The sequence below is a fragment of the Xanthomonas euvesicatoria pv. euvesicatoria genome (genome assembly GCF_020880415.1).
GTDB lineage: Bacteria > Pseudomonadota > Gammaproteobacteria > Xanthomonadales > Xanthomonadaceae > Xanthomonas > Xanthomonas euvesicatoria.
Map to the genome: position 1 here is coordinate 301,549 of NZ_JAJIUJ010000119.1, position 22,000 is coordinate 323,548.

23 protein-coding genes are annotated in these 22,000 nt (G+C 65.5%); 12 read left to right on the top strand and 11 right to left on the bottom strand.

Translation table 11 applies throughout. The annotated features are described in order from the left end of the window. Positions 1-159: 159 nt before the first annotated feature. Both LN450_RS21910 and LN450_RS21915 read right to left on the bottom strand, forming a co-directional pair. Positions 160-1,770, bottom strand: coding sequence for a carboxyl transferase domain-containing protein (locus LN450_RS21910; protein WP_011345983.1), 1,611 nt, complete (start codon positions 1,768-1,770; stop codon positions 160-162). 10 nt (positions 1,771-1,780) lie between these two features. Then, positions 1,781-2,944: an isovaleryl-CoA dehydrogenase gene (locus LN450_RS21915; RefSeq protein WP_011345984.1), complete on the bottom strand. Its 1,164-nt coding sequence runs from the start codon at positions 2,942-2,944 to the stop codon at positions 1,781-1,783. A gap of 128 nt (positions 2,945-3,072) precedes the next feature. Between LN450_RS21915 and LN450_RS21920 the strand changes: the two genes are divergently transcribed. The 3 genes from LN450_RS21920 (at position 3,073) to LN450_RS21930 (ending at position 4,675) form a co-directional block, all read left to right on the top strand. Beyond that, on the top strand, positions 3,073-3,693 hold the full coding sequence (locus LN450_RS21920) for a TetR/AcrR family transcriptional regulator (RefSeq protein ID WP_011345985.1): 621 nt from the start codon (positions 3,073-3,075) through the stop codon (positions 3,691-3,693). Between the two features lie 86 nt (positions 3,694-3,779). Further along, complete coding sequence (locus tag LN450_RS21925; RefSeq protein WP_008572267.1) at positions 3,780-4,154, top strand: hypothetical protein; 375 nt, start codon at positions 3,780-3,782, stop codon at positions 4,152-4,154. After that, positions 4,151-4,675: an RES family NAD+ phosphorylase gene (locus LN450_RS21930; RefSeq protein WP_011345986.1), complete on the top strand. Its 525-nt coding sequence runs from the start codon at positions 4,151-4,153 to the stop codon at positions 4,673-4,675. The genes LN450_RS21925 and LN450_RS21930 overlap by 4 nt, the downstream gene beginning before the upstream one ends. Positions 4,676-4,781: 106 nt before the next feature. On the opposite strand, the gene LN450_RS21935 is transcribed toward LN450_RS21930, so the two are convergent. The 4 genes from LN450_RS21935 to LN450_RS21950 form a co-directional block, all read right to left on the bottom strand. Next, positions 4,782-5,117 carry a DUF3325 domain-containing protein gene (locus LN450_RS21935; RefSeq protein WP_011345987.1) on the bottom strand — a complete coding sequence of 112 codons (336 nt, stop codon included), beginning with the start codon at positions 5,115-5,117 and terminating at the stop codon, positions 4,782-4,784. Further along, positions 5,114-6,733 carry a PepSY-associated TM helix domain-containing protein gene (locus tag LN450_RS21940; protein ID WP_008572272.1) on the bottom strand — a complete coding sequence of 540 codons (1,620 nt, stop codon included), beginning with the start codon at positions 6,731-6,733 and terminating at the stop codon, positions 5,114-5,116. The genes LN450_RS21935 and LN450_RS21940 overlap by 4 nt, the downstream gene beginning before the upstream one ends. Then, positions 6,730-7,041 carry a DUF3649 domain-containing protein gene (locus tag LN450_RS21945; protein ID WP_008572273.1) on the bottom strand — a complete coding sequence of 104 codons (312 nt, stop codon included), beginning with the start codon at positions 7,039-7,041 and terminating at the stop codon, positions 6,730-6,732. Before LN450_RS21945 ends, LN450_RS21940 begins: the two co-directional genes overlap by 4 nt. Positions 7,042-7,222: 181 nt before the next feature. Continuing rightward, on the bottom strand, positions 7,223-7,867 hold the full coding sequence (locus LN450_RS21950; RefSeq protein WP_008572279.1) for a DUF4198 domain-containing protein: 645 nt from the start codon (positions 7,865-7,867) through the stop codon (positions 7,223-7,225). Between the two features lie 282 nt (positions 7,868-8,149). On the opposite strand from LN450_RS21950, the gene LN450_RS21955 reads away from it, so the two are divergent. The 3 genes from LN450_RS21955 (at position 8,150) to LN450_RS21965 (ending at position 11,162) form a co-directional block, all read left to right on the top strand. Next, a complete protein-coding gene (locus LN450_RS21955) occupies positions 8,150-8,668 on the top strand; it encodes a c-type cytochrome (protein ID WP_008572280.1) in 519 nt (172 codons plus the stop codon). Between the two features lie 276 nt (positions 8,669-8,944). Beyond that, positions 8,945-10,663, top strand: a complete 1,719-nt coding sequence (locus LN450_RS21960; protein WP_011345988.1) for an ExeM/NucH family extracellular endonuclease — start codon at positions 8,945-8,947, stop codon at positions 10,661-10,663. 253 nt (positions 10,664-10,916) lie between these two features. Then, the gene (locus tag LN450_RS21965; RefSeq protein ID WP_074038650.1) at positions 10,917-11,162 is read left to right on the top strand and encodes an SHOCT domain-containing protein; all 246 of its coding nucleotides are present in this window, start codon (positions 10,917-10,919) and stop codon (positions 11,160-11,162) included. Between the two features lie 90 nt (positions 11,163-11,252). Here LN450_RS21965 and LN450_RS21970 read toward each other — a convergent pair whose 3' ends face one another. Next, positions 11,253-11,639, bottom strand: a complete 387-nt coding sequence (locus LN450_RS21970; RefSeq protein ID WP_008572283.1) for a MerC family mercury resistance protein — start codon at positions 11,637-11,639, stop codon at positions 11,253-11,255. A gap of 52 nt (positions 11,640-11,691) precedes the next feature. Between LN450_RS21970 and LN450_RS21975 the strand changes: the two genes are divergently transcribed. After that, positions 11,692-13,017 carry a GTP-binding protein gene (locus LN450_RS21975; RefSeq protein WP_011345990.1) on the top strand — a complete coding sequence of 442 codons (1,326 nt, stop codon included), beginning with the start codon at positions 11,692-11,694 and terminating at the stop codon, positions 13,015-13,017. Between the two features lie 163 nt (positions 13,018-13,180). Here LN450_RS21975 and xopR read toward each other — a convergent pair whose 3' ends face one another. Both xopR and LN450_RS21985 read right to left on the bottom strand, forming a co-directional pair. Next, positions 13,181-14,395 (bottom strand): type III secretion system effector protein XopR, encoded by a 1,215-nt coding sequence (gene xopR / locus LN450_RS23305; protein ID WP_011345991.1) that lies wholly within the window; start codon positions 14,393-14,395, stop codon positions 13,181-13,183. Positions 14,396-14,491: 96 nt separating this feature from the next. Beyond that, a complete protein-coding gene (locus LN450_RS21985; RefSeq protein ID WP_011345992.1) occupies positions 14,492-15,367 on the bottom strand; it encodes an EamA family transporter in 876 nt (291 codons plus the stop codon). Between the two features lie 66 nt (positions 15,368-15,433). Here LN450_RS21985 and LN450_RS21990 point away from each other — a divergent pair, with 66 nt between their 5' ends. The 4 genes from LN450_RS21990 to LN450_RS22005 all read left to right on the top strand — a co-directional run bounded on the left by LN450_RS21990 (position 15,434) and on the right by LN450_RS22005 (position 18,661). Then, positions 15,434-16,096, top strand: coding sequence for an alpha/beta hydrolase (locus tag LN450_RS21990; protein WP_011345993.1), 663 nt, complete (start codon positions 15,434-15,436; stop codon positions 16,094-16,096). A gap of 81 nt (positions 16,097-16,177) precedes the next feature. Next, positions 16,178-17,272 carry a cell division protein ZapE gene (gene zapE, locus LN450_RS21995; protein WP_011345994.1) on the top strand — a complete coding sequence of 365 codons (1,095 nt, stop codon included), beginning with the start codon at positions 16,178-16,180 and terminating at the stop codon, positions 17,270-17,272. A gap of 399 nt (positions 17,273-17,671) precedes the next feature. After that, a complete protein-coding gene (locus LN450_RS22000; protein WP_005912321.1) occupies positions 17,672-18,133 on the top strand; it encodes a MarR family winged helix-turn-helix transcriptional regulator in 462 nt (153 codons plus the stop codon). A gap of 99 nt (positions 18,134-18,232) precedes the next feature. Further along, on the top strand, positions 18,233-18,661 hold the full coding sequence (locus tag LN450_RS22005; RefSeq protein WP_008572311.1) for an organic hydroperoxide resistance protein: 429 nt from the start codon (positions 18,233-18,235) through the stop codon (positions 18,659-18,661). Between the two features lie 234 nt (positions 18,662-18,895). Here LN450_RS22005 and LN450_RS22010 read toward each other — a convergent pair whose 3' ends face one another. Next, the gene (locus LN450_RS22010; protein WP_011345996.1) at positions 18,896-19,699 is read right to left on the bottom strand and encodes a DUF2884 family protein; all 804 of its coding nucleotides are present in this window, start codon (positions 19,697-19,699) and stop codon (positions 18,896-18,898) included. A gap of 219 nt (positions 19,700-19,918) precedes the next feature. Here LN450_RS22010 and LN450_RS22015 point away from each other — a divergent pair, with 219 nt between their 5' ends. Further along, positions 19,919-20,335 carry a hypothetical protein gene (locus LN450_RS22015; protein WP_011345997.1) on the top strand — a complete coding sequence of 139 codons (417 nt, stop codon included), beginning with the start codon at positions 19,919-19,921 and terminating at the stop codon, positions 20,333-20,335. A 309-nt stretch (positions 20,336-20,644) separates the two neighbouring features. On the opposite strand, the gene xopE is transcribed toward LN450_RS22015, so the two are convergent. Then, complete coding sequence (gene xopE, locus LN450_RS22020) at positions 20,645-21,847, bottom strand: XopE/AvrPphe family type III secretion system effector (protein WP_011345998.1); 1,203 nt, start codon at positions 21,845-21,847, stop codon at positions 20,645-20,647. Positions 21,848-22,000 lie beyond the last annotated feature (153 nt).

The following is a 22,000-nucleotide window of genomic DNA, read 5'->3' on the forward strand; positions in this document are numbered from 1 at the left end:
CGCAAGCAGGTTTGTTGTCACACGGCGCTGTGTTGCTGCAAGCCACCTGCGCAAACGTCGACGATTGCCGGCACGCATATACACAACCTCACTCCCAGCCTGCACACCAGCATCGGGTGCCGCAGCACGCAGAACCGCGGCTGCAATGCTCCCCCTCACTCACATGCGAAACACGCCAAAGCGCGTGGGTTCGATCGGCGCGTTCAAGGCCGCCGACAATCCCAGGCCCAGCACGCGGCGCGTATCGGCCGGATCGATGATGCCATCGTCCCAGAGCCGAGCACTAGCGTAATACGGATGGCCTTGCTGCTCGAACTGCGCGCGGATCGGCGCCTTGAACGCATCCTCGTCTTCGCCCGACCATGCACCGCCCTTGGCCTCGATGCCGTCGCGACGCACCGTGGCCAGCACGCTGGCCGCCTGCTCGCCACCCATCACGCCGATGCGCGCGTTCGGCCACATCCACAAGAAGTTCGGCGAATACGCGCGTCCGCACATGCCGTAGTTGCCCGCACCGAACGAGCCGCCGATCACCACGGTGAACTTGGGCACCTTGGCGCAGGCCACCGCCATCACCAACTTGGCGCCGTCCTTGGCGATGCCGCCATGTTCGTATTTGCGCCCGACCATGAAGCCGGTGATGTTCTGCAGGAAGACCAGCGGAATGCCGCGCTGCGTGCACAGCTCGATGAAGTGCGCGCCCTTGAGCGCGGACTCGGAAAACAGAATGCCGTTGTTGGCAATGATGCCGACCGGGTAGCCATGCAGGTGCGCAAACCCCGTCACCAGCGTGCTGCCATAGCGCGGTTTGAATTCATCCAGGCGCGAATCGTCGACGATGCGCGCGATCACTTCGCGCACATCGAACGGCTTGCGCGTATCTGCAGGAATCACGCCATATAGTTCGTCGGCGGCATAGCGTGGCGGCAACGGTGCCTGCAGCGCCAGCGATGCGGCAGGTTTGCGCCAGTTGAGCTGCGCGATGATGGCGCGCACGCGCGCCAGCGCCTGCAGATCGTTGTCGGCAAAGTGATCGGCCACGCCGGAAATGCGCGTATGCACATCGGCGCCGCCCAGGTCTTCGGCACTGACTTCTTCGCCGGTGGCGGCCTTCACCAGCGGCGGGCCACCCAGGAAGATGGTGCCTTGCTCGCGCACGATCACCGTTTCATCGCTCATTGCCGGCACATAGGCGCCGCCAGCGGTGCACGAGCCCATTACGCAGGCAATCTGCGGGATGCCGTTGGCCGACAGGTTGGCCTGGTTGTAGAAGATGCGCCCGAAGTGGTCGCGGTCCGGAAACACTTCGTCCTGCAACGGCAGGAATGCGCCGCCGGAATCGACCAGATAGATGCACGGCAACCGGTTTTGCTGCGCGATCTCCTGCGCACGCAAGTGCTTTTTCACCGTCATCGGGTAATAGGTGCCGCCCTTGACGGTGGCGTCGTTGGCCACGATCACGCATTCCACGCCGGACACGCGGCCAATGCCGGCCACCACGCCCGCGCACGGGACCTGGTCGTCGTACATGCCATGGGCGGCCAGGGGGGCGATCTCCAGCAATGGGCTGCCCGGATCCAGCAAGGCATCGATGCGCTCGCGCGCCAGCAGCTTGCCGCGTGCGGTGTGCTTGACGCGTGCGGCGTCGCTGCCGCCACGCGCGGTCCGGGCGAGGGTGTGGCGTAGGTCGTCGATCACCGCGCGCATCGCGGCGGCGTTGTGTTGGAAACTCTCGCCGCTGACCTGCAGCTGGCTATCGATCACGCTCATGGTGGCTCCGTCAGGCGGTGCGTTCGAACAACTCGCGGCCGATCAGCATGCGCCGGATTTCCGAGGTGCCCGCGCCAATCTCGTACAACTTGGCATCGCGCCACAGGCGTCCGGTGGGGTACTCGTTGATGTAGCCATTGCCACCCAGCACCTGGATGGCCTGGCCGGTCAGCCAGGTTGCCTTCTCGGCGGCATACAGGATGGCGCCGGCTGCGTCCTGGCGGGTGGTACGCCCGGCATCGCAGGCGCGCGCCACTGCATACACATACGCGCGGCAGGCATTGAGTCCCACATACATGTCGGCCAGCTTGGCCTGCATCAACTGGAAGGTGCCGATCGGCTCGCCGAACTGCTTGCGCTCGTGCACGTACGGCAACACCACGTCCATTGCTGCGGCCATCAGCCCGAGCGGCCCGCCGGCCAGCACCACGCGTTCGAAATCCAGCCCCGACATCAGCACACGCACGCCGCCGTTGAGCGTGCCCAGCACGTTTTCCGCCGGTACTTCGCAATCGGTGAACACCAGCTCGCAGGTGTTGGAGCCGCGCATGCCCAGCTTGTCGAGCTTCTGCGCCGTGGAAAAGCCCGGCATGCCCTTCTCGACGATAAAGGCGGTGATGCCGCGCGCGCCGGCGTCCGGGTCGGTCTTGGCGTACACCACCAGCACGTCGGCATCCGGGCCGTTGGTGATCCACATCTTGCTGCCGTTGAGCACAAAGCGGTCGCCGCGCGCATCGGCGCGCAGCTTCATCGACACCACGTCCGAACCGGAGCCGGCTTCGCTCATCGCCAGCGCGCCCACATGCTCGCCACTGCACAGCTTGGGCAGGTAGCGTTGCTTCTGCTCGTGGCTGGCGTTCTTGCGCAGCTGGTTCAGGCACAGATTGGAATGCGCGCCATACGACAGCCCGATCGCACCGCCAGCGCGGGAGATCTCTTCCATCGCCACCACGTGCGCCAGATAGCCCATGCCGCTGCCGCCGTACGCGTCTTCTACGGTCAGACCGAGCAGCCCTTGTTCGCCGAGCAGGCGCCATAGCTGGGCGGGGAACACGTTATAGTGGTCGGCTGCCGCGGCCAGCGGAGCGATATGGTGGCTGGCGAAGGCGGCCACGCTTTCGCGCAGCAGGTCGATCTCTTCGCCAAGCTCGAAGTTCAAGGACGGCACATGCATGCAACAACTCCACAGGGATCGGGATGTGCCGGGTGGGAGCGGGCGGACCGCGCGGCGGATGCGGCCAGACTAGCGGTCCGCAACAAAAAAGTGAACTAAAATTCAACTATTGAACCAAGAATCACACCATGGCTTATCGACGCTCCGCCCTGATGGAAGAACGCCTGGCCGGCAATCGCGAACGGATCCTGCACGCCGCCCGTGTCCTGATCGCCGAAGGCGGTTACCGCAATGCACCGGTCACCGCGGTGGCCGCGGCGGCGGGCGTATCAACCGGGCAGATTTATCGACATTTCCCGTCGAAAGCTGAACTTTTCGTAGAAGTTCTAAACGAAGCGGTACAGCGCGAGATGGTCATCCTGCGTGCCATTGCGGCCACCCAGGCCAGCGCAGCCGAGCGCCTGCGTAGCGCGATCGCCACCTTCGTACGGCGGGCGCTGGCCGGCCCGGCATTGGCGTACGCCTTCATCGCCGAGCCGGTGGAGAGCGAGGTCGACGCCGAGCGCATCCGCGGCCGCCGCCTGTTCGGTGAGGTGTTTCGCCAGCTGCTTGCCGAAGGCGTGGCGGCCGGGGAGTTTCCGCAGCAGTCGCTGGATGCCGCGGCTGCCTGCATCGTTGGCGCGTTTACCGAGGCCCTGGTGGGACCGATCGCCCCCAGCCGTGGTGACCCGCAACAGGGCGAGCAACTGGTCGAAGCGATCTGCGGCTTCTGTCTGCGCGCGGTGGGGGCAGCGCAAGCGCGCAGCTGACAGTGCACTGACCGAGCGCATGGATGTGCCTCCCAGATGCAGCTGACTGTGCATATACTGTGCACCTACCTTGCCGGAGCCGTGCGATGGTCGCCGTTCTCAATCCCCTGGCCTTGACCGAACGCCTGCGCGTGCCGGACCGAACCATCCTGTCGCCGTCGGCCATGGCCGGTCTGCTGGATCTTTCGCAACAGGAACTGGCCGACCTGGCCGGCGTGCATCGCAACAGCCTGCGCGTGCACCCTGAAAGCCCGCGCGTGCAGGACCTGCTGCGCAATCTGTCGCGGCTGCTGGTGGCGATGGCGCAGGTGCAACCGGACGAGCGCCAGGTGGTGTTCCACCTCAAGAACACGCCGATCCCCGCGTTCGAGTTCGCCACCTTGCTGGAAGTGGTCAAGCAGGGGCGCACCGACGATGCGCTGACCTATCTGCGCACGGTCGCCGCAGGGGCCGCCGGTTGAAGCTGAGCGCCCCGGCGCACTGCACGCTCTATCGCGCGTTTACCCCGCGCTGGGCCGCCGAACCGCTGAGCGGTGCCGGTGCGGCGCGCTCGGGTGGGCGCTTCAATCGCTTCGGCCAGCCGGCGCTCTATCTGTCGCTGCAACTGGAAACCGCCGCGGCCGAATATGCCCAGGCTGCCCCGTTCCTGCCACCGTTGACGCTGGTCAGCTACGCCGCCGATCTTCCGGCGCTGGCCGATCTGCGTTTGCTCGATGCCAGCTGGGATGCGGTGTGGGCCGACTGGGCCGACGACTGGCGCAAGGCGCTGGTCAACAAGATCGAACCGGTGAGCTGGGTGCTCGGCGACCTGTTGCGCGAAGCAGAGATTCCCGGCGCGATCTTCCCCAGCATGGCGCGGCCGGAAGGCGTCAACATGGTGCTGTTTCTGGACATGCTGCAGCCCGAGCGCGTGCTGCAGGTGCTTGACGATGGCCGCCTGCCGCGCGATGGCCGCAGTTGGGGCGACCCGCCGACAGTTTAGCTCGGCGATTCCGTCGGCCGGTCACGCGTGTGCTTCATGCTGCTCGTTGCCGCCGGGTCGGCATGCAAACGCACGCAGTAGACCTCTGATCAGCCGCGAACCACCTTCAACCAATCAGCACCTGCATCACACCCGCCAGCACCGGTGCAGCCACTGCGGCCGGCACGATCGCGCCGCGCCGATACGGCAGCAGCCACAGCGACAACACCGCCGCACTGGCGGTCAACGTGCCCAGCCACAGCACTGCGCCGATGCCCCAGCCCTGCGCATGCACCGCCAACGCGAAGGTGACACACAGCAGCAACCAAGCCAGCACACGCAGTTGGCGCGACCGTGCAGTGCCCAGCAGGCGGCCGTGAAGTTCCAGTTGATGCTTGTCCATCGCCAGGCATAGCGCAGCAAAGCCGGAAAAATTCAGCGCCAGCAACAGCAACACGCTCATGCGCTTTCCTGGATCGGCGCGGTGTGCGGCACGGGCGTTGCGGCAGCCGCAGCGCGCGCGCGTCGTGCCGAAGCCGGCTGCGGCGCTTTCCAACGCTGCAGGCGAAAGGCGGCAATGCCTAGGCTAAGGCCCAGGAACAGGCACACCAGATCCACACCGGCCAGTGCCCATTGCCCGGCCGGCAGCGTCACGCCCAGATGCGCATCGGTGGTGATCGCGTTGAGCACCGGCACCAGCGCGAACAACGCCGCGCCCAGATAGAGCTGCCAGCTCCACATCGCACGCCGCGGCCACACGAATGCGGCCAGCAATGCCGTGGCCCACGCAGCAAAAAACACATTGGCCTCCATCGCTGCACGCGCATCCAGGCCGACCGGCAACACGCGGTTGGCCCAGAAGAAGCTGGCAAATGCGATCGGCAAACCGGCCACGGTGCCGATATTGAGTGCATCCACCAGGCGCAGTCCGAAACCGATTCGCCCGGCTTTCAGATGCTTGGGGCGTTCTTTCACTGCCCACATCACCACGCCACTGGCCACCATCAGGCAGCCCAGCAGGCCGGAGCCGAAAAACAGCGCGCGCAGCCATGGCCCGGCGAAATGGGCCAGATGCAGGCCCACCATCACCCCGCGCGTCTGGCTGGCACCGCCCGGCGGCCCGCTGCGTTGCAGGCGCTCGCCGCTCACTGCATCGAACAGGATGGAGGGCACGTCGGTGGAAAGGTTGTCGGCCAACTGGCTCACCCCGACGGCAGCGTGCGCATCGTTGGGCAGTGACACCGCCACATTGCTCACCTGGCCACCACGCCAGTCGCTGCGCGCACGTGCCACGAACTGCTCCAGCGGCAGCATGTGCGCCGGTACACCGGCGGCCTTGCGCGTATCGGCCACCCGGTTGGCCGCCTCGTCGTAGAAGCGCATCTCATCGCCGGCATAGCGCGCCTTGATGCCCCACGGCAGGTACATGAACATCAAGGTCACGATGCCGGTGTAGGTAATCATCGCGTGGTACGGCAGCGCGGTCACCGCGCTGACGTTGTGGAAATCCAGCCACGACCGTAGCCCCTTGCCGGGGCGGAAGGTGAAGAAATCCTTGAAGATTTTCTTGTGCGTGATCACCCCGCTGATGATCGCCACCAACATGAACATCGCGCAGAACCCCACGATGTAGCGCGCCCACATCACCGGCACGTAATGCAGGTCGAAATGCAGCCGGTAGAAGAACTCGCCGCCCAGCGTGTCGCGTGCGGCGATGTCCTTGCCGGTGGCGGGGTCGATGATGGCGGTGCCGTACATCTGCCGGCGCTCTGCCGGTTTACCGTCGGCGGGCGCGGGATTCTGCCAGTACATGCTCACCACCGGAGTGCGCGGATCCGGCAAGGTGATGTTCCAGCTCACTGCATCGGCTGCGTGTGTCTGCAGATACTGCTCGGCACTGCGCAGCGCGGTGGCGGTGCTCACGGTGGTGGTGGGCAGTTCCGGGCGCATCCAGCGGCTGATTTCGTCGCGGTAATAACTGGCCGTGCCGCCCATGAAGATCAGCAGCAAGACCCAGCCGACCAGCAGCCCGGTCCAGGTGTGCAGCCACGCCATCGATTGGCGAAAGCCCTGCTTCATGCCGCGCTCCGTTGCAGCCACGTGGCCAACGCAAACATCAACGCCGCCGGCACCGCGATGCCGGCCCAGGCACGCCACACGCTGGCGGTGGCGAAGGCCCACAACGGCGCACACGCGCACACCACGATTCCGATCAGCATGCTGGTCAATACCGCTTCACTGCGCGGCATCGGCAGCACCAGCGCCAGCAACAGATTGGTGGCGCTGGCCAGCGCGTAGCCACCGAAGATGGCTGCCAGCGTGCGCGCAAGCACGCCCAGCCAGGGGCGCCTGAACCAGGCAAGCGGCAGGGGCGAGGCGCTGGACATCACGCCACCGCGCGCGATGGACGTGGGGCAACCGCCATACCGCAACGCAACGTTGCCCAGCCGGGTGGGCCGGCAACCGCAAGTGGTTCCCGCGTGTGGCATGGGACGCGCAAGCCCGGCGTCGCCACCGCGCAGCGGCAGCGCCCGTTCCATGAGTGCGCGGGAGATGTGCCGACCACGCTTACTCGGCCAGGAACGTCAGCGTGCTGATGTGATGCACCATCGACACCTGCTTGCCGGCGATCTCGCGCTTCACCGGTTCCTTGTGGGTGGCCACCAGGATGTGACGGCCGGCGCGCAGCGTGGGCAGCGTCACCTGGCCCTTGGCATCGGAGGTCAGCGTCTTCTGCCACTTTTGCGGGTCGATCACCGTCACTTCCACCTTGGGCAGCGGCTTGTTGCGATAAAGCACGGTCAGCGTATTGCGATTGGCAGCGGTGGGAACCAGCTCGAAATCGAGCTTTGCAGCCGGTGTGGCACGGCCGGCGCGTGCGTAATAGCTCACCGTCTCGAAGCCGCCGGCTTCCCCCTTCCACGGCTCGAACACGCTGTCGTCGCTCAACCACGCATCGCCGCTGCCGGCCAGCGGCGCGGTCAGGAACTCGGTCCCGCGCTGCAGCGGGCCGGCCTTGCCGGCAGTGCCGAACACGTTCGGCTTGACCACGCGCTTGATCTCGTCTTCGCCGTGGTCCAGCGCGTCCTGCGCCGGTTCGCCGAAGAAGATGCGCACCGGGCCGCTGCCGTCGCGCTCGATCCAGATTTCGTGGGCCTGGGCAGACAGGCTGATGCTGGCCAAGGCCAGGCAGGACAGCAGGAAGGATTTCATCGCGGCGACTCCTCAAGGACGGGACCGGCGAGGCGAGAACCGCGCCACCGTGGTTGTTGGGAATGATACGCAATTCCCACAACGGAGACCAATGCGCGGCATGCGGCGCTGCGGCAATTGGTCAGCCGGGGCGAGCGTGCCCGTGGACAGAAGCATCCGCCCACCGGGCGCGCAGCGCCCATCGCTGCGAAAACTGTCATACAGGCTGGTCAGACTGGCGCAAAGTGTGCTCTATACTCCGGCGCTAGCAGAGGTCTTCGACCAACAGCCAGGGGTGAGCGCGTGCGGAATTACGACCTCGAGTTCCTGAAAAAATTCTCGATGGTGATCGGTTTACTCGTGGTGATCACCCTGGGCCTGATCGCCCTGGCAGCGTATTTGCAACGCGCTATCCCCGACGAAGTCTCGCCCACCGCCGCAAAACGTGTGCAGCAACGCATTGCGCCTGCCGGTGCGGTGTATGCCGGCGCCACGGGCGCGTCCGCGCAGGCCGCAGCCCAGGCCGCGGCGCTGGCCAAGGCCGCCTCGCAGTCTGCTTACGGCGGTACGACCGACGGCAAGACCATCTTCAACAACCTGTGCACCGCCTGCCACACCACCGGTGTCGGCAAGGCGCCCACGCTGGACCATTCGCATTGGGATGCACGCATCGCACAGGGCAAGGACACCTTGTACAAGCACGCGATCGAGGGCTACACCGGTCCGGATGGCGGCATCATGCCTCCCAAGGGCGGCAACCCGGCGCTGACCGAAGAGCAGGTGCGCGCCACTGTCGATTGGATGCTGGGCAACCTCAAGTAAGGGCTCGGCAAGTCGGCGGAGGCGGATGGGTCTGCGATTCCCGCCTGGTACCGCGCATTGGCTGTGTTGCGCGCCTGATCAAACGCCTCGCGTGCAGAGGTGACCTAGGCGCTGCAGCACTGCATCAGTGCACGCGTTAGCCGCATCACGGTTGCGCAGCGTATGTGCCTGGCGGTCATTGACCATCGTTTGCTAGCCTGTTTCCGCGCTTTTTCGTTATCACGCGCCGCCTTTCCGGGCGGCGTTTGCGTTTGATCCACTCACTGGAGTCGTTCGATGTCGCCTCGCCCGCTGGTTGTGCTCGGTTTGGTTGGTCTGTTGGCCCCGTTGCTGTGCAGCGCCGCCGATGGTGCCGCGCAGCGGCTCTCGATTGCCGACGTGCAGGGCGAAGACAGCCGCAGCCCGTACGACGGTCGCGTGGTGGAGGTGGAAGCAATCGTCACCGCCGATACGCGCGCGGGGCTGGCCGGCCTGTTCGTGCAGCAGCCCGGGTTCGAACCGCGGCGCTCGCATGGCCTGTTCGTCACCGGGGCCGGCAATGCCGAGCTGGCGGTGGGCGACCGCGTGCGCATCGTCGGCACCGTGCGCGAGGTTTCGGCAGGTGGCGAGGCGAGCCTGACCACCGTGGACGCCAGCAGCATCGAGCGGCTTGCCAGTGGCCAGCCGGTGCCGGTGCGCATGCTCAGCGGCCCGCCGGCCAACTGGGAAGCGCTGGAAGGCGAGCACGTGCGCATCGCCTCGCTCACGCTCAATGGCAGCGACCGCCTGGATACGTACGGCGAGCTGTTCGCCGCGTTCGGCGGACGCCTGTGGCAGCCGAGCGAGGTCGCCGCTGCCGGCACGCCGGCGTTCGCGCAGGTGCAGGCCGATAACGCACGTCGTCGCGTGTTGCTGGACGATGCGCGCAACGGCCGCAGCCCCAAGACGGTGTCGTATCTGCCGGCCGATCCGGTGTTGCGCAGCGGCAGCCTGCTCAAATCGGTCGATGGCATCGTCGATCAACGCTACGACGGCAACTATCGCATCCAGGTGCTGAGCCCACTGACCTTGCCGGCGATGCCCACAGCCGTTGCGCCGCAGGTGGGCGGCGATCTGCGTATTGCCTCGTTCAACCTGGAGAATTTCTTCAACGGCAATGGCCGTGGCGGTGGCTTCCCGACCAAGCGTGGCGCACGCACGCACGAACAGTTCCAGGCGCAGCTGGCCAAGCTGGTCGCCACCATCGTGCCATTGGACGCCGACGTGGCTGCGTTGATGGAAGTGGAAAACGACGGCAACGGCGCCGATGCGGCGGTATCGCAACTGGTGGCCGCGCTCAACGCTGCCGGCAAGGACAAGGATTGGCAGTTCGTCGATACCGGCAGCGGCCCGGGCGACGATGCGATCCGGGTCGGCATCCTCTATCGCAGCTCGCAGGTCACCCCGGTCGGCAAGCCGGCCACGCTGACCGGCGGGCCGTTCGAGAACCACAGTCGCGTGCCGCTGGCGCAGGCGTTTCGCAGTGCCCGCGGAGCCACCTTCGTGGTGGTCGCCAATCACTTCAAGTCCAAAGGCTGCGGCAACGCCAGTGGTGCCGACGCCGATCAGCAGGACGGCCAGGCCTGCTGGAATGCCACCCGGACCGAATCGGCCAAGCGGTTGCACCAGTGGCTGCAGACCGACCCCACTGGCGCGCAGACCAAGCTCGCCGTGCTGCTGGGCGACTTCAATGCCTATGCGATGGAAATGCCGATGCGCAGCCTGCGCGCCAGCGGCTGGCAGGACGCGTTTGCAGTGGCCGGTGTGAAGCAGCCCTACAGCTACGTTTACGACGGCCTGAGCGGGCGCCTGGACCATGCGTTGCTCAGCCCGGCGATGGCCAAGCAGCTGCGTGGCGCGGCCGAATGGCATATCAATGCCGATGTCATGGACGACGCCGGCTACGCCAAGCGCAACCTGCCCGGGCCGTGGCGCAGCTCCGATCACGACCCGGTGTTGCTGGGTTTTTCGTTGTAGCGCGATCTGGTGGGTCATGTTTACTAGTTTTCATCATCATCTGATCGGAGGAATAATGAAGTTTCTGTGTGTAGCGGCGCTGCTTTCTGTCAGCGTCACTGCTCTTGCAAAGGAGCCAACTCTGATCGGAGAAGGCAAGTACATGCTCGTCGAGCAGAACATCACGATCTTTGGAAGTTCAGACAAGATCGTTGCAAAGCTTATGCAGCAGGCTGGTAAGTTCTGTCAGGCCAAAAACGGGAAAGAGGCCTTTTTGCTTCAAAGAGATGGCTCGGAAGCTATTCCAGGCACGATTAACAACAGCGGCCATCTAAGGCAGGCCGCTCGCGGAGCAACGGGAACCATCTACTTTCAGTGTGGTGCACCTGAGCCCGTAGCGTCAGCTTCAGACAGCGCGGCCAAGTATGAGAATCTCGCAAAACTCAAAGCACTACTTGATGCTGGTGCAATTACGCATGGCGAGTACGACGCCGAGAAGAAGAAGCTCTTGGGCAATTGAGGATTAGCCAAGAATTCACTCGAGCCGAATCTGATTCTTGAGTCTTCCTGATGCAGACGTTGTGCACCTAGTTAGATTTGACCGCTAGGTCTAGCAGTGTGTGCGGCGACGCAGCCGCAGATTGAGCAGATGCGTGCTGGCCAGCAGCAGGCTGCCGGCGACCGTGACCGGTGTTTCCAGCGCATCGCCGACCAGACCGCTCGCTCCAATCACCAGCCCGGCCAGTCCGCACAGCGCCAGCACCCAGACCGGCGCCGGCAGGGCGTGCCGGCGATGCGTGCTCCATAGCGCGTAGCCGCTCAGCGGCACCGCCGCCGTGGCGAACATCACATGTATCCACTCGGCCCGGCTCCAGGCGCCCAGTAGCGGGAGCGTGGCGGCCAGCAGCGGCAGGGCGAGGCAATGCAACAGGCATAACCCGGACAAGGCGATGGCCGAGCTGTCCAGCAGGGAGGCGGTGGCGCGCATCAGAAGCATCCGGTCCAGTAAGTGTTATATAGTAACACTTCTTTCCCGCCAGGTTCTCAGGATGTCTCTGTCCCCCCAGCGCGATGCGCGCCTTCCCGTCACCGTGTTATCCGGCTTTCTGGGTGCGGGCAAGACCACCTTGCTCAACCGCATCCTGCACAACCGCGACGGCTTGCGGGTGGCGGTCATCGTCAACGACATGAGCGAGGTCAACATCGACGCGCAGCTGGTTCGCGAGGGCGGCGCGGCGTTGCGGCGCACCGAAGAGACGCTGGTGGAATTCAGTAACGGCTGCATCTGCTGCACGCTGCGCGACGATCTGCTGCAGGAAGTGCGGCGGCTGGCCGAGCAGGGTCGCTACGACTATCTGCTGATCGAATCGACCGGTATTGCCGAGCCGATGCCGGTGGCAGCCACCTTCGCAGTGCGCGATGCCGATGGTTTCAGCCTCTCGGACATCGCCCGGCTGGACACCATGGTGACGGTGGTGGACGGCAGCCGTTTCCTGGAAGACTTCGGCTCGGCTGCCACGCTGGCCGACCTGGGCCAGCAAGCCGGCCCGGACGACACGCGCGGGCTGGTGCAGTTGCTGGGCGAACAGGTGGAGTTCGCCGATGTGCTGGTGATCAGCAAGTGCGACCGCATCGACGCGCAGCAGCTGCAACGCCTTCGCGCCGTGTTGCGCGCGCTCAACCGCGACGCGGCAATTGTGGATGCCGCGCACGGCGAAGTGCCGCTGCAGCAGCTGCTGGACACCGGGCGTTTCGATTTCACCCGTGCGCAGCTGGCGCCGGGCTGGATGCAGGAGCTGCGCGGCCAGCACACGCCCGAGACCGAGGAATACGGCATCAGCAGCTTCGTGTACCGCGCACGCCGGCCATTCCATCCGCAGCGCTTCGCGCGCATGGTGCACAGCGGCTTGCCGCAGGTGATCCGCAGCAAGGGCTTCTTCTGGCTGGCCAGTCGCATGGATTGGGTGGGTGAACTGTCCAGCGTGGGCGGTGCCACCCAGACCAGCGCGGCCGGGTTCTGGTTCGCTGCGCGCCACCGTGTGGATGCGCAGTCGGTCGGCCAGCCGCTGCAGACCAGCGTCACGCCACTGCCATACACCGATATCGGCTGGCAGCGGCAACAGACGCGGTGCTGGACCGCGCCACTGCCGCAACCGCACGAGGTGGGCGATGCCAACGAATACGCCGCGATGCAGCGGCTGTGGCATCCGCTCTGGGGCGACCGCCGCCAGGAACTGGCGGTGATCGGCGTGGACATGGATGCACCGCGTACACGCGCCGCGCTGGACGCGTGCCTGCTCAGCGACCAGGAACTACGGCAGGGGCCGGCGCAATGGCAACTGCTGGACGACCCATTCCCGCACTGGGCGCGTTGAAGGCAGCACTGCTGCCGCCCGACGGGCGAGCCGCGGCCATCGCCAGCCTCATCGCACTGGCGAGATCGCAGTTCTGGTCAACGGCACGCTGTGTCGTGGCTGACGCCAGGGCCTCCGTGGGCGCTGGCGGTCCGCGGACGCTTTGCGCGCAACGACGACGCGCTCAATAGCCGTTGTTGATCGCCTCCTGATGGTCGTCGCGTTCGTTCTGCTCGGACAGCGCACGCTCCTGCGGCGTGGTGGGGATGCTGTCCATCAAGCGTGGCGCACCCATCCGATGCAACTGGTCGTCGGTGCGCTTGACCATGTCTTCCAGCGCCAGCACGTTGGTATAGCCCTGCATCATGCGTTCCAGGCGTCGGATCTTGTCGGGCGGAGCATCGCTCTCCTTCAAGGATTGCAGGCGCCGCTGCGCGCGCGCGTAATACCGTGCCATCTTGGTCATGTCGATATTTTCGCGCACCGCAAGCAACGCACGGCGATTGGACTGCATCACGTCATATTGGACCATGGCCAGCCGGCTGCTGGTGGTCCTCGGCGCAGCGATCTTTTCCAATGGCGCCAGCGCCGCCAACATTCCATCGAGCTGCCGATCGCGCACGGCGTCGCGCTCGGCGATCAGGGCCGCACGCATCTCGAACACCGACCTTTCCTGCGGGCTAGGCGCCCGGCGCTCTTTGTAGAGGCGCCGGCCGATGTAATGGCACTGCTCGTTGAGCGCGGCCAATTCCAGATTCATGTTGCGCACCGGGCGTAGCCGCCTGGACGGCGAGGGCGGAGCCGGTGTCGCCGCTTTCGGGGAAGCAGCCGGTGCCGGCCGCACGGGGAACGTCGGCTGCTGCGGCGGCCGTAGCGGTTCGCGCCTGGCCACGTTTGGAACCTGCTGCTGCCGCTGTTGCTCGGGAGCGCGTTGACGTTGCTGAAAGCGTTCTGACGCGCGTGGCGGCGACGGCGGTTGCTGCGGTGGCGCTGCTGTGTATATCGGCGCACGATTGCGCGGCTGAGGCATCGCCTCGGGCGCCTTCCATCGCGCATCGACGCCAGCCTGCAGTGCCGGTGGACGCGGGTGCGTGCCTTGCCTGGCAGCGTTCGGTGCCGATGTGGCCAGCGCAGGCTGGCTCTGCGCCGTTTTCGTGGCTGGCGCTCCCATGCACATCGACGGCAGCTGTTTGCGTAGCATGGCCAGCGACTTGCGTGCCGAAGCCAGCATGCCTTGCCGCGATTTGGCCGCGCCCTGCGCGGTGCCGGCCTTGGGCGCGTGAGACAGCAGGTGCGGCGACGGCGTCGCACCTGCTGTCGCTGCCGTATCGGTGGCTGCCGGATTGAACGGCTCCGGGGCAACCGGATGAGTGCTGCGAAAGAACGAAGTCAGGCGCATCACAAACTCCCGCGGGAATGCACGCTCATGCTAGCGACCGCCAACCGGCGCGGAAGGCGGATGGCGAACCGACGTCGCGCAGGCCGAAAGCGGGCGTCAACCCAGGCGTATTCCCCAGGCAATCGCCGCGATGGCCGGTGCGGCCAGTGCCAGCCCCAACCAGCCGCGCAGGCCCAGGCGTTCGGCAAATCCCAATGTGCCCACCAGTGCCCCCAACACGACCACACCCAGATTCATGCTGGCAAACACGGTCGCCGGGCTGTGCGGCAGCAGCTGGTGGGCACGTACGTAACACAGGATGTTGCCGAAATTGAGCGCACCCAACAGCACGCCGGCAAGCATGCTGCGGGTGCTCAGGCGTGCGCCACGTGCCCAACGCACGCCCTGCACGCCAAGCATCAGCAAGAAGGCCAGCGCAAAGCACAAGGTCAACGAGGTCAGCGATGGTGTCCCGGCCTGCGCAATGTGCTTGAGCAGCAGGTCGATGAGCGCAAAGCCCATCCAGACGCCAATCAGCCAGGGCAGGCCGGTTGTGCTCGGCAGCGGATCGGTCGCTAGGTGCTGACGGGGGCGTCGCACGATGCACACGATGGCCACCATGCCCAGCGCAAGCCCTGCCAGTTTCCAGCCATTGACCGGTTCGCCGAAAACGGTGAAGGCGGCGGCCAACGAGAGCACCAACGACAAGCGTTGCGCGACATCGGTGCGCACGACGCCGGCCACCGCGACCGACCGCGCCAACACCAGGAAGATGGAGGGCAGCGCCACGGCCAACAGCAGCAACGCCAACCAGGGAGTAGTCGTGGCGCGTAGCGTGTCCAGCGCCGGATGCAGGATCAGCCAGGCCAGGAGTGCAGCGGTGGCGTAGTTCCAGGTAATGGCCTGAAACACGTCGATCCGGTGGCGTGGCGCAAGCTTCAACAGCACCGACACCAGGACACTGCAGACAACGGCAAACAGCAGAAAATGCATGGGCAACGCAACGAAGTGTGCAGGCAGGGCGATGAACGCGGCCGGCGGGGCGGCTATTATGCAGGCATGTCCAATCCCTCATTCCCCACCGAATCGGCTGCGTTGACCTTGGACGGGCCGGTCGGCCCGCTGGATGTCGCGGTCGATCTGCCCGAGCCGGATGTTGCCGCACACGCGGTCACCGCCATCTTCTGCCATCCGCTCTCCACCGAGGGCGGCAGCATGCACAACAAGGTCGTCACCATGGCCGCGCGCGCGCTGCGCGAGCTGGGTATCACCGTGGTGCGCTTCAATTTCCGCAGCGTCGGCAATTCGGCCGGCGCGTTCGACCATGGCGATGGCGAGCAGGACGACCTGCGTGCGGTTGCCGAGTGGGTGCGTGCGCAACGGCCAGGCCACACGTTGTGGTTGGGCGGTTTCAGCTTCGGCGCGTATGTCTCGTTGCGCGCCGCCGGCTCGCTCGAACCGCAGGTGCTGATCTCGATCGCGCCGCCGGCCGGGCGCTGGGATTTCAGCAACATCCAGCCGCCGGCGCAATGGTTGGTGATCCAGGGCGATGCCGACGAGATCGTCGACCCGCAGGCGGTCTACGACTGGTTGGAAACGCTGGAGCAGCAACCCGAGCTGGTGCGCATGCCCGACACCAGCCATTTCTTCCACCGCAAATTGATCGACCTGCGCGGTGCGATCCAGCATGGTGTCCGGCGCTGGTTGCCGGCCGCAGCCTGACCGCGGCACGGCCCACGCGTATCGCCAGGCGATGCGCTGTTGAGCGGTCCGCGCAACAGCCGGCGGCCCGCGGAGAATGCAATGAGTGAGATGACCCCGTCGCAGCGCTACGCCGCCGGCGTACAACGCGGCGACTGGCGCGCCGACCCTGCGCAGCAGGCGGCCTTGGCCGAGCTGGACCGCATCCACGAGGCGCTGGTGGACAGCGCGCAAGATGGTTGGCTGGACCGGCTGTCGGCGTTCTGGAAAAAGCCAGAGCCGGTACGCGGCTTGTACTTCTGGGGCGGTGTCGGGCGCGGCAAGACTTTTCTGGTCGATCTGTTCTACGACGGCCTGCCGATCAAGCAGAAATACCGCACCCACTTCCACCGCTTCATGCGCGGCGTGCACGAGCAGTTGCGCGAGCACGCCGGTCAAAGCGATCCGTTGGCACGCATCGCCCAGCAGTGGCGCGAAAACCTGCGCGTGCTGGTGCTGGACGAATTCTTCGTTACCGATATCGGCGATGCGATGCTGCTGGCACGTTTGCTCGAACGCCTGTTCGCCGAAGGCGTGACGCTGGTGACCACGTCCAACACCGCGCCGGAAAACCTCTATGCCAACGGCTTGCAGCGCGACAGTTTCATGCCGGCGATCGGGTTGCTGCAGAAGTTCTGCGTGGAGCTCTACGCCGAAGGCACCGAGGATTACCGCATGCGCGCGCTGACGCGTTCGCCGGTGTATCGCGCGCCGTTGGATGCGCAGGCCGACGATTGGCTTGCGCAGCGTTGGGCCGAGTTGAGCGGCAACGCCGAAGCGCGTGCCGGCAATATCGAAATCGAGGCGCGCAAGATTCCGGTGCGCGCACGCGGCAAGAGCATCGCCTGGTTCGATTTTGCTGCGCTGTGCGAAGGCCCGCGCGGACCCAGCGACTACATCGAGATTGCGCGCGAGTTCACCACCGTGTTGCTGGGCGGTATTCCGCACTTCGACCGCATGAACGAAGACGCCGCGCGCCGCTTCGTCAACCTGATCGACGAGCTGTACGACCGCCATGTCAATCTGGTCTGCACCGCGCAAGACGCACCGCCGGCCCTATACAGCGGCCAGCGCCTGGCCGGTGCATTCGAGCGCACCGCTTCGCGCCTGATCGAAATGCAGAGCGCGGAGTATCTGGCAACGGCGCATCGCGCGTGAGTCGGTCATCGGATAGGCGATGACCTGTGCGATTGCCACTGCCGTGCATGTGCGGTGGTGGCACTGCACTGCCGGCAGCGTGACCGCTCAACTGCGGTTGACGACGATAGTCGGGTTGTTGCTGGTACGTCCTTCAATTCCTTCGTGGAGCCGATGAGGCGCCCCAGGTGATGCCGTGCGCATCCGGCGATCGTGATACGTGCCGCCGCCATGTCACGCGCGGCTGTGGCATCCCTGCCACAGCGCCTGATCCTGCAGCGCTACTGCGAAGGCCCCAGCTCCCAGCCAGCGTCCGAAGTTCTGGTCGCAATGGCCGATGGTCCTCTACGGAGCCAAGCCGCAGAGAACATCCCAAAAAATCGCTTGCAATTAGATCGTACACTATGTAAATTGCGCCCCATGGACACCGCCACGGCCACCACTGCCCGCACCGATGCGCTGCTGCAGCTCGACAACCAGCTGTGCTTTGCGTTGTATTCGGCCAACCTGGCGATGCACAAGCTCTACCGCGGCTTGCTGAAGGCGCTGGACCTGACCTACCCGCAGTACCTGGTCATGCTGGTGCTGTGGGAGACCGATGAACGCAGCGTGTCGGAGATCGGCGAGCGCCTGTACCTGGATTCGGCCACGCTCACGCCGTTGCTCAAGCGTCTGCAGGCGGCCGGGTTGGTGACCCGCACGCGTGCGGCCAACGACGAGCGCCAGGTCATCATCGCGTTGACCGAGACCGGCCGTGCGTTGCGCAGCAAGGCGGGCGCGGTACCGGAACAGGTGTTTTGTGCGTCGGCCTGTTCGTTGGACGAACTGCGTCAACTCAAGCAGGAACTGGAGAAGCTACGCTCCAGCCTTGGCGCCGGGTGAGCTTCCGGCATGTCCACTGTTTTGCAACGCGTCGTACACGATTCAATCGTCAACTATTGAACCCTCATGCGCCCCTCGCGCTCACCCTGGAGAACCACCATGGCCTCACCTGAAAAAGTCCTCTACACCGCCCACGCCACTGCCACCGGCGGCCGCGAAGGCCGTGCCGTGTCCTCGGACAAGGCGCTGGACGCCAAGCTGTCCACCCCGCGCGAGCTAGGCGGCGCCGGCGGCGACGGTACCAATCCGGAGCAGCTGTTCGCAGCCGGTTACGCTGCCTGTTTCATCGGTGCGATGAAGGCCGTGGCCGCACAGGACAAGCTCAAGCTGCCGGGCGAAGTGAGCATCGACAGCAGCGTGGGCATCGGCCAGATTCCGGGCGGCTTCGGCATCGTCGTGGAACTGCGTATCGCCGTGCCGGGCATGGACAAGGCCGACCTGCAGGCGCTGGTCGACAAGGCGCACCAGGTTTGCCCGTACTCCAACGCAACCCGCGGCAATATCGACGTCACCCTGACCCTGGCGTAATGCAGGCCTGGCCGTGATGCGCAGTGCGTGTCACGGTTTCAACGACGGCCCGGCGCATGCGTCGGGCCGTTGTGCGTTGTGGCTTGAGAAGATTGCGGGTTCGCGCACGCGTTGCCCGGCGATGACGCGCCAGCGGGCACTTCGGCGTCGCCTGTCATGGCATGCGACGCGCGGCGTACGCACCGTGACGCACGGCAAGCGCATCGAGCAGACGCGCGCAAGGCGACACGCTGCTTAGCGCCTCGCCGTCGCCGCCACGCCAGTGGAGGCCACGACATCCGCCGGCTGCGGGTGCGCGTTGAGCTCCAGCATCTGCAGGCGCTCGCCGTTGAAGCGGTACTCCAGCGCTTGCTGCACGGCGTAGAGCGCTTGCGCCTGCACGCACAGGGTGCGGGCCTGCGCTTGGAGCGCGTCGCTGCGGCCCTGCATCTGCTGCTGCATCTGTGCATCCAGTTGCTCGCCGCGGCGCTCCAACTGCGCAGCGCGTCCGCTCATCACCGTCCACATCATGCTGCGGGTGAGGCTGCCGGCCAGCGCTTCGGCCGCATGTTCGACCTTGGCCTCGAAGCGCTCGTCGAATACGGCTTGCTCCCACCGCCCACGTCCGAGGGTGTCCGCCACCTGCGCCTGTGCTGCCGTGCGCAATTGCTCGACCTTGCGCTGCTGGCGCGCGCTGCCGGACAGCACGTGCACCACGCCATTGAGCGCATCGAACGTGATGTCGACCACCGACTGGGCAAGCGACGCCACCGCCGGCATCAACGCGCGCGTGCCTTGCTCCAGCTCGCGCAGGCGTTGCGCGTCGGCGGCGCTGACCGGCTGTGGCTGGCGGTCCACGTTGAGCTCGCCACCGTGGAAAAAGATCTCGCGCGGCAGGCCCTGTTTGCGGCGCAGCCAGATACCGCCGGTATCTGCGAGCACGTCGTAGGAGGTGCTGACCGTGCATTGCTGCGAGGACAGCCGCGGCGCTGCGGTCTGGGCCTGTGCGGCGCAGGCCACCAGCAGCCACAACGGTGCGAAAAACACGGTGCTGCGCATGTGGTGGCCTTGGGAATCGGGCCTTCAGCATTGCGCACGGTGCAGGGCGCCGCCATGGGAAGGAAGTCAGGGTGCCGCCGGTGCGCGTCGATAAGCGGCTGCAGCGAAGCGTGAACCCGGTCGAGCATCGGCGCACTGACGGCATTCAAACGACGCGCTCACTTGATTCTCACGGCTGATGGTGTGGATTATGTTGCACAGCAGCATCGGAGCCACGCAATGCTCGACCCACGCATCGAAAAGGTAGACCTGGCGCTTACCGAGATTGCCCAGGACCCGTCGGAAAAGGTGGCGCTGTGGCAATGGGCATGCCGCGAGATGCTGCACGAGACGCTGATCGGCATGCACCAGCTTTCGCATCTGGCCGGCATCGCCCGGCAGGTGGCCAACGACTGGCGCGAGCCGGTGGATGTCATCGCTCCCGCAAAGCCCTACCTGGCAGCGTCGGCGCTTGCCGACCGCCGTTTGCCGCAGGTGCTCGACGGCCTGGGCAGCACGCACGACGACAACGACCGCGCCACCCTGTGGCGATTGCGTTACGCGAGCCTGATCGCCTCGACCCTGCAAGGCATGCAGGCGCTTGCCGAAAAGCACCGCATCGACCGCCAGGCGGTGGCGATCGGGCCGTTGAACTAGCGGCGATCGGGCCGCACCTCGCGGTTATGTGTCGTGCACGTGGCTAACAGCTGACGCTTGCGCGTCCGTTCAAAGGCGCATCTCACCCGGCAGCATTACCGGATCATCTTCAACCCGAGGTTTCTGCACGGGCCGTGCATCACGACACGGTCTTGCGCACAGGCTGCCGGTGCCGCGCAGCTGAATTCCACCGTCTACCAACAACGTATTGCGCAGCAAAGGTGTTCGGCGGGCCGCCATCAGCCCATCAGGCCGATGACGGGGTACCGCTGAACGATCAGGCAGCTGTTCGCCTGATCGAAGGGGCGTTCATCTCGCCACCGTGACAGGCGGGCGCCACCCGCGTCGATACCAGAAAGCCTGCCTTGCATTGGTTCGGGCATTGGTGACAAAACGCTTCAGCCGTGCGTGAGAAGTTGGCGCCCAACTCAAGGGAGGGCGACCCAAGGCATCCAGGCGCGCTGCGTCTTTCAGGATCGCTGACGTCGTGCGCGGCGAGATGGGCTGTGCGTCATCCAGTCCGTAGGCTTGCCGCGCCGCATCGGCGGCCAGCGCCTTACGCGTCCGCGGCGATAACTCTTGCAGCCTCTGGCGCGTACTTTGGACCAGGTCGGGGGCGATGACCGGAGTTGAGGCATAGATCTTGCGAGGTACGGGCGGGGTGCGAACGACGCTCTCCACGCCGCGCAGATGTGCATGGAACTCGGTTTGCGGATCCTCGATTTCGGCTTGCAATGCGCGGGTCCTGGCCAGCGCATCGATTGCACCCGGCTTGTCGAAGCGCTCAATCGGATAGGTGGATGTGCGGTGGTATGTTCCGGCCCAGCGCGAATCCCTGAGTAGAACCGCCGGACCATCGGACCACGAGTCGAGAACGACGGCCGAGTCTTGGGCCTCTGCCGAGCCTGGAGGCTGGTACAGCGCGTACATGTGGGCGCACGCTTGGTCACAGACGTTGGTTATCTGCCCGCCACCCTCCATGCGGGCCGCATGCCGGCGTGTGTTGATCGCTGCGTTTTGGTCACAATTGCCTGCGCTGACAGCCAGCGCGCAACCTGCCATCAAATTGATGTCATGTTTCCCGGGCCAGTAAGACAGGAAACTGTAAGACAGGTAACTACAGGTGGAGCTGCGCCCATTGCTGAGCCGAAAATCGCTCTCGATATTGCCTCGTCCATGATGCAAGGCCAGCCGTGTCTCGTGCACCGTTGCCGTAGCGTCGGCCAGGCGTTGACGGTCGCGAACGTCTTCAATGGGCCTGCCGCTGAGGCGCATTCCGAGTTGGTAGGCGGCCTGCTGGACTTCGTGCGGCTGCAGGGTCGGTTTCCCGGAGCGCCTCCGCCTCGCACGGGCAGCGCCGAGTCTCGCCAAGCCCTGCAGGCTAGGCGGCACCGATGGCTCGGGTAAAGGCGTGGGGGCGGTGACCTGCTCTGAGGCAGGGCTTTCGGGATGCTCAGGTGACGCTGCCACGCTCGACCCAGACATCGCCGGCTTTGAAATGCATAGTCCCATGTCGCTCTCCGATCATGAACCCCGCACCCAGTGTGGCAAGGTGCTCGGCGAACGTTGCTGGTTCGCCGAAGTCGTGTGTGGGATCACGAATGATTGGCGCTGGCGCCGCCGCGCATTGGGTCGCTTGGGAATGGAAAATCGCAAGCGCGAAGG

Coding starts and splice junctions, on each gene's coding strand:
- LN450_RS21910 (WP_011345983.1), bottom strand. CDS start 1,770: ATGAGCGTGATCGATAGCCAGCTGCAGGTCAGCGGCGAGAGTTTCCAA.
- LN450_RS21915 (WP_011345984.1), bottom strand. CDS start 2,944: ATGCATGTGCCGTCCTTGAACTTCGAGCTTGGCGAAGAGATCGACCTG.
- LN450_RS21920 (WP_011345985.1), top strand. CDS start 3,073: ATGGCTTATCGACGCTCCGCCCTGATGGAAGAACGCCTGGCCGGCAAT.
- LN450_RS21925 (WP_008572267.1), top strand. CDS start 3,780: ATGGTCGCCGTTCTCAATCCCCTGGCCTTGACCGAACGCCTGCGCGTG.
- LN450_RS21935 (WP_011345987.1), bottom strand. CDS start 5,117: ATGAGCGTGTTGCTGTTGCTGGCGCTGAATTTTTCCGGCTTTGCTGCG.
- LN450_RS21940 (WP_008572272.1), bottom strand. CDS start 6,733: ATGAAGCAGGGCTTTCGCCAATCGATGGCGTGGCTGCACACCTGGACC.
- LN450_RS21945 (WP_008572273.1), bottom strand. CDS start 7,041: ATGTCCAGCGCCTCGCCCCTGCCGCTTGCCTGGTTCAGGCGCCCCTGG.
- LN450_RS21950 (WP_008572279.1), bottom strand. CDS start 7,867: ATGAAATCCTTCCTGCTGTCCTGCCTGGCCTTGGCCAGCATCAGCCTG.
- LN450_RS21960 (WP_011345988.1), top strand. CDS start 8,945: ATGTCGCCTCGCCCGCTGGTTGTGCTCGGTTTGGTTGGTCTGTTGGCC.
- LN450_RS21970 (WP_008572283.1), bottom strand. CDS start 11,639: ATGCTTCTGATGCGCGCCACCGCCTCCCTGCTGGACAGCTCGGCCATC.
- LN450_RS21975 (WP_011345990.1), top strand. CDS start 11,692: ATGTCTCTGTCCCCCCAGCGCGATGCGCGCCTTCCCGTCACCGTGTTA.
- xopR (WP_011345991.1), bottom strand. CDS start 14,395: ATGCGCCTGACTTCGTTCTTTCGCAGCACTCATCCGGTTGCCCCGGAG.
- LN450_RS21985 (WP_011345992.1), bottom strand. CDS start 15,367: ATGCATTTTCTGCTGTTTGCCGTTGTCTGCAGTGTCCTGGTGTCGGTG.
- LN450_RS21990 (WP_011345993.1), top strand. CDS start 15,434: ATGTCCAATCCCTCATTCCCCACCGAATCGGCTGCGTTGACCTTGGAC.
- zapE (WP_011345994.1), top strand. CDS start 16,178: ATGAGTGAGATGACCCCGTCGCAGCGCTACGCCGCCGGCGTACAACGC.
- LN450_RS22000 (WP_005912321.1), top strand. CDS start 17,672: ATGGACACCGCCACGGCCACCACTGCCCGCACCGATGCGCTGCTGCAG.
- LN450_RS22005 (WP_008572311.1), top strand. CDS start 18,233: ATGGCCTCACCTGAAAAAGTCCTCTACACCGCCCACGCCACTGCCACC.
- LN450_RS22010 (WP_011345996.1), bottom strand. CDS start 19,699: ATGCGCAGCACCGTGTTTTTCGCACCGTTGTGGCTGCTGGTGGCCTGC.
- LN450_RS22015 (WP_011345997.1), top strand. CDS start 19,919: ATGCTCGACCCACGCATCGAAAAGGTAGACCTGGCGCTTACCGAGATT.
- xopE (WP_011345998.1), bottom strand. CDS start 21,847: ATGGGACTATGCATTTCAAAGCCGGCGATGTCTGGGTCGAGCGTGGCA.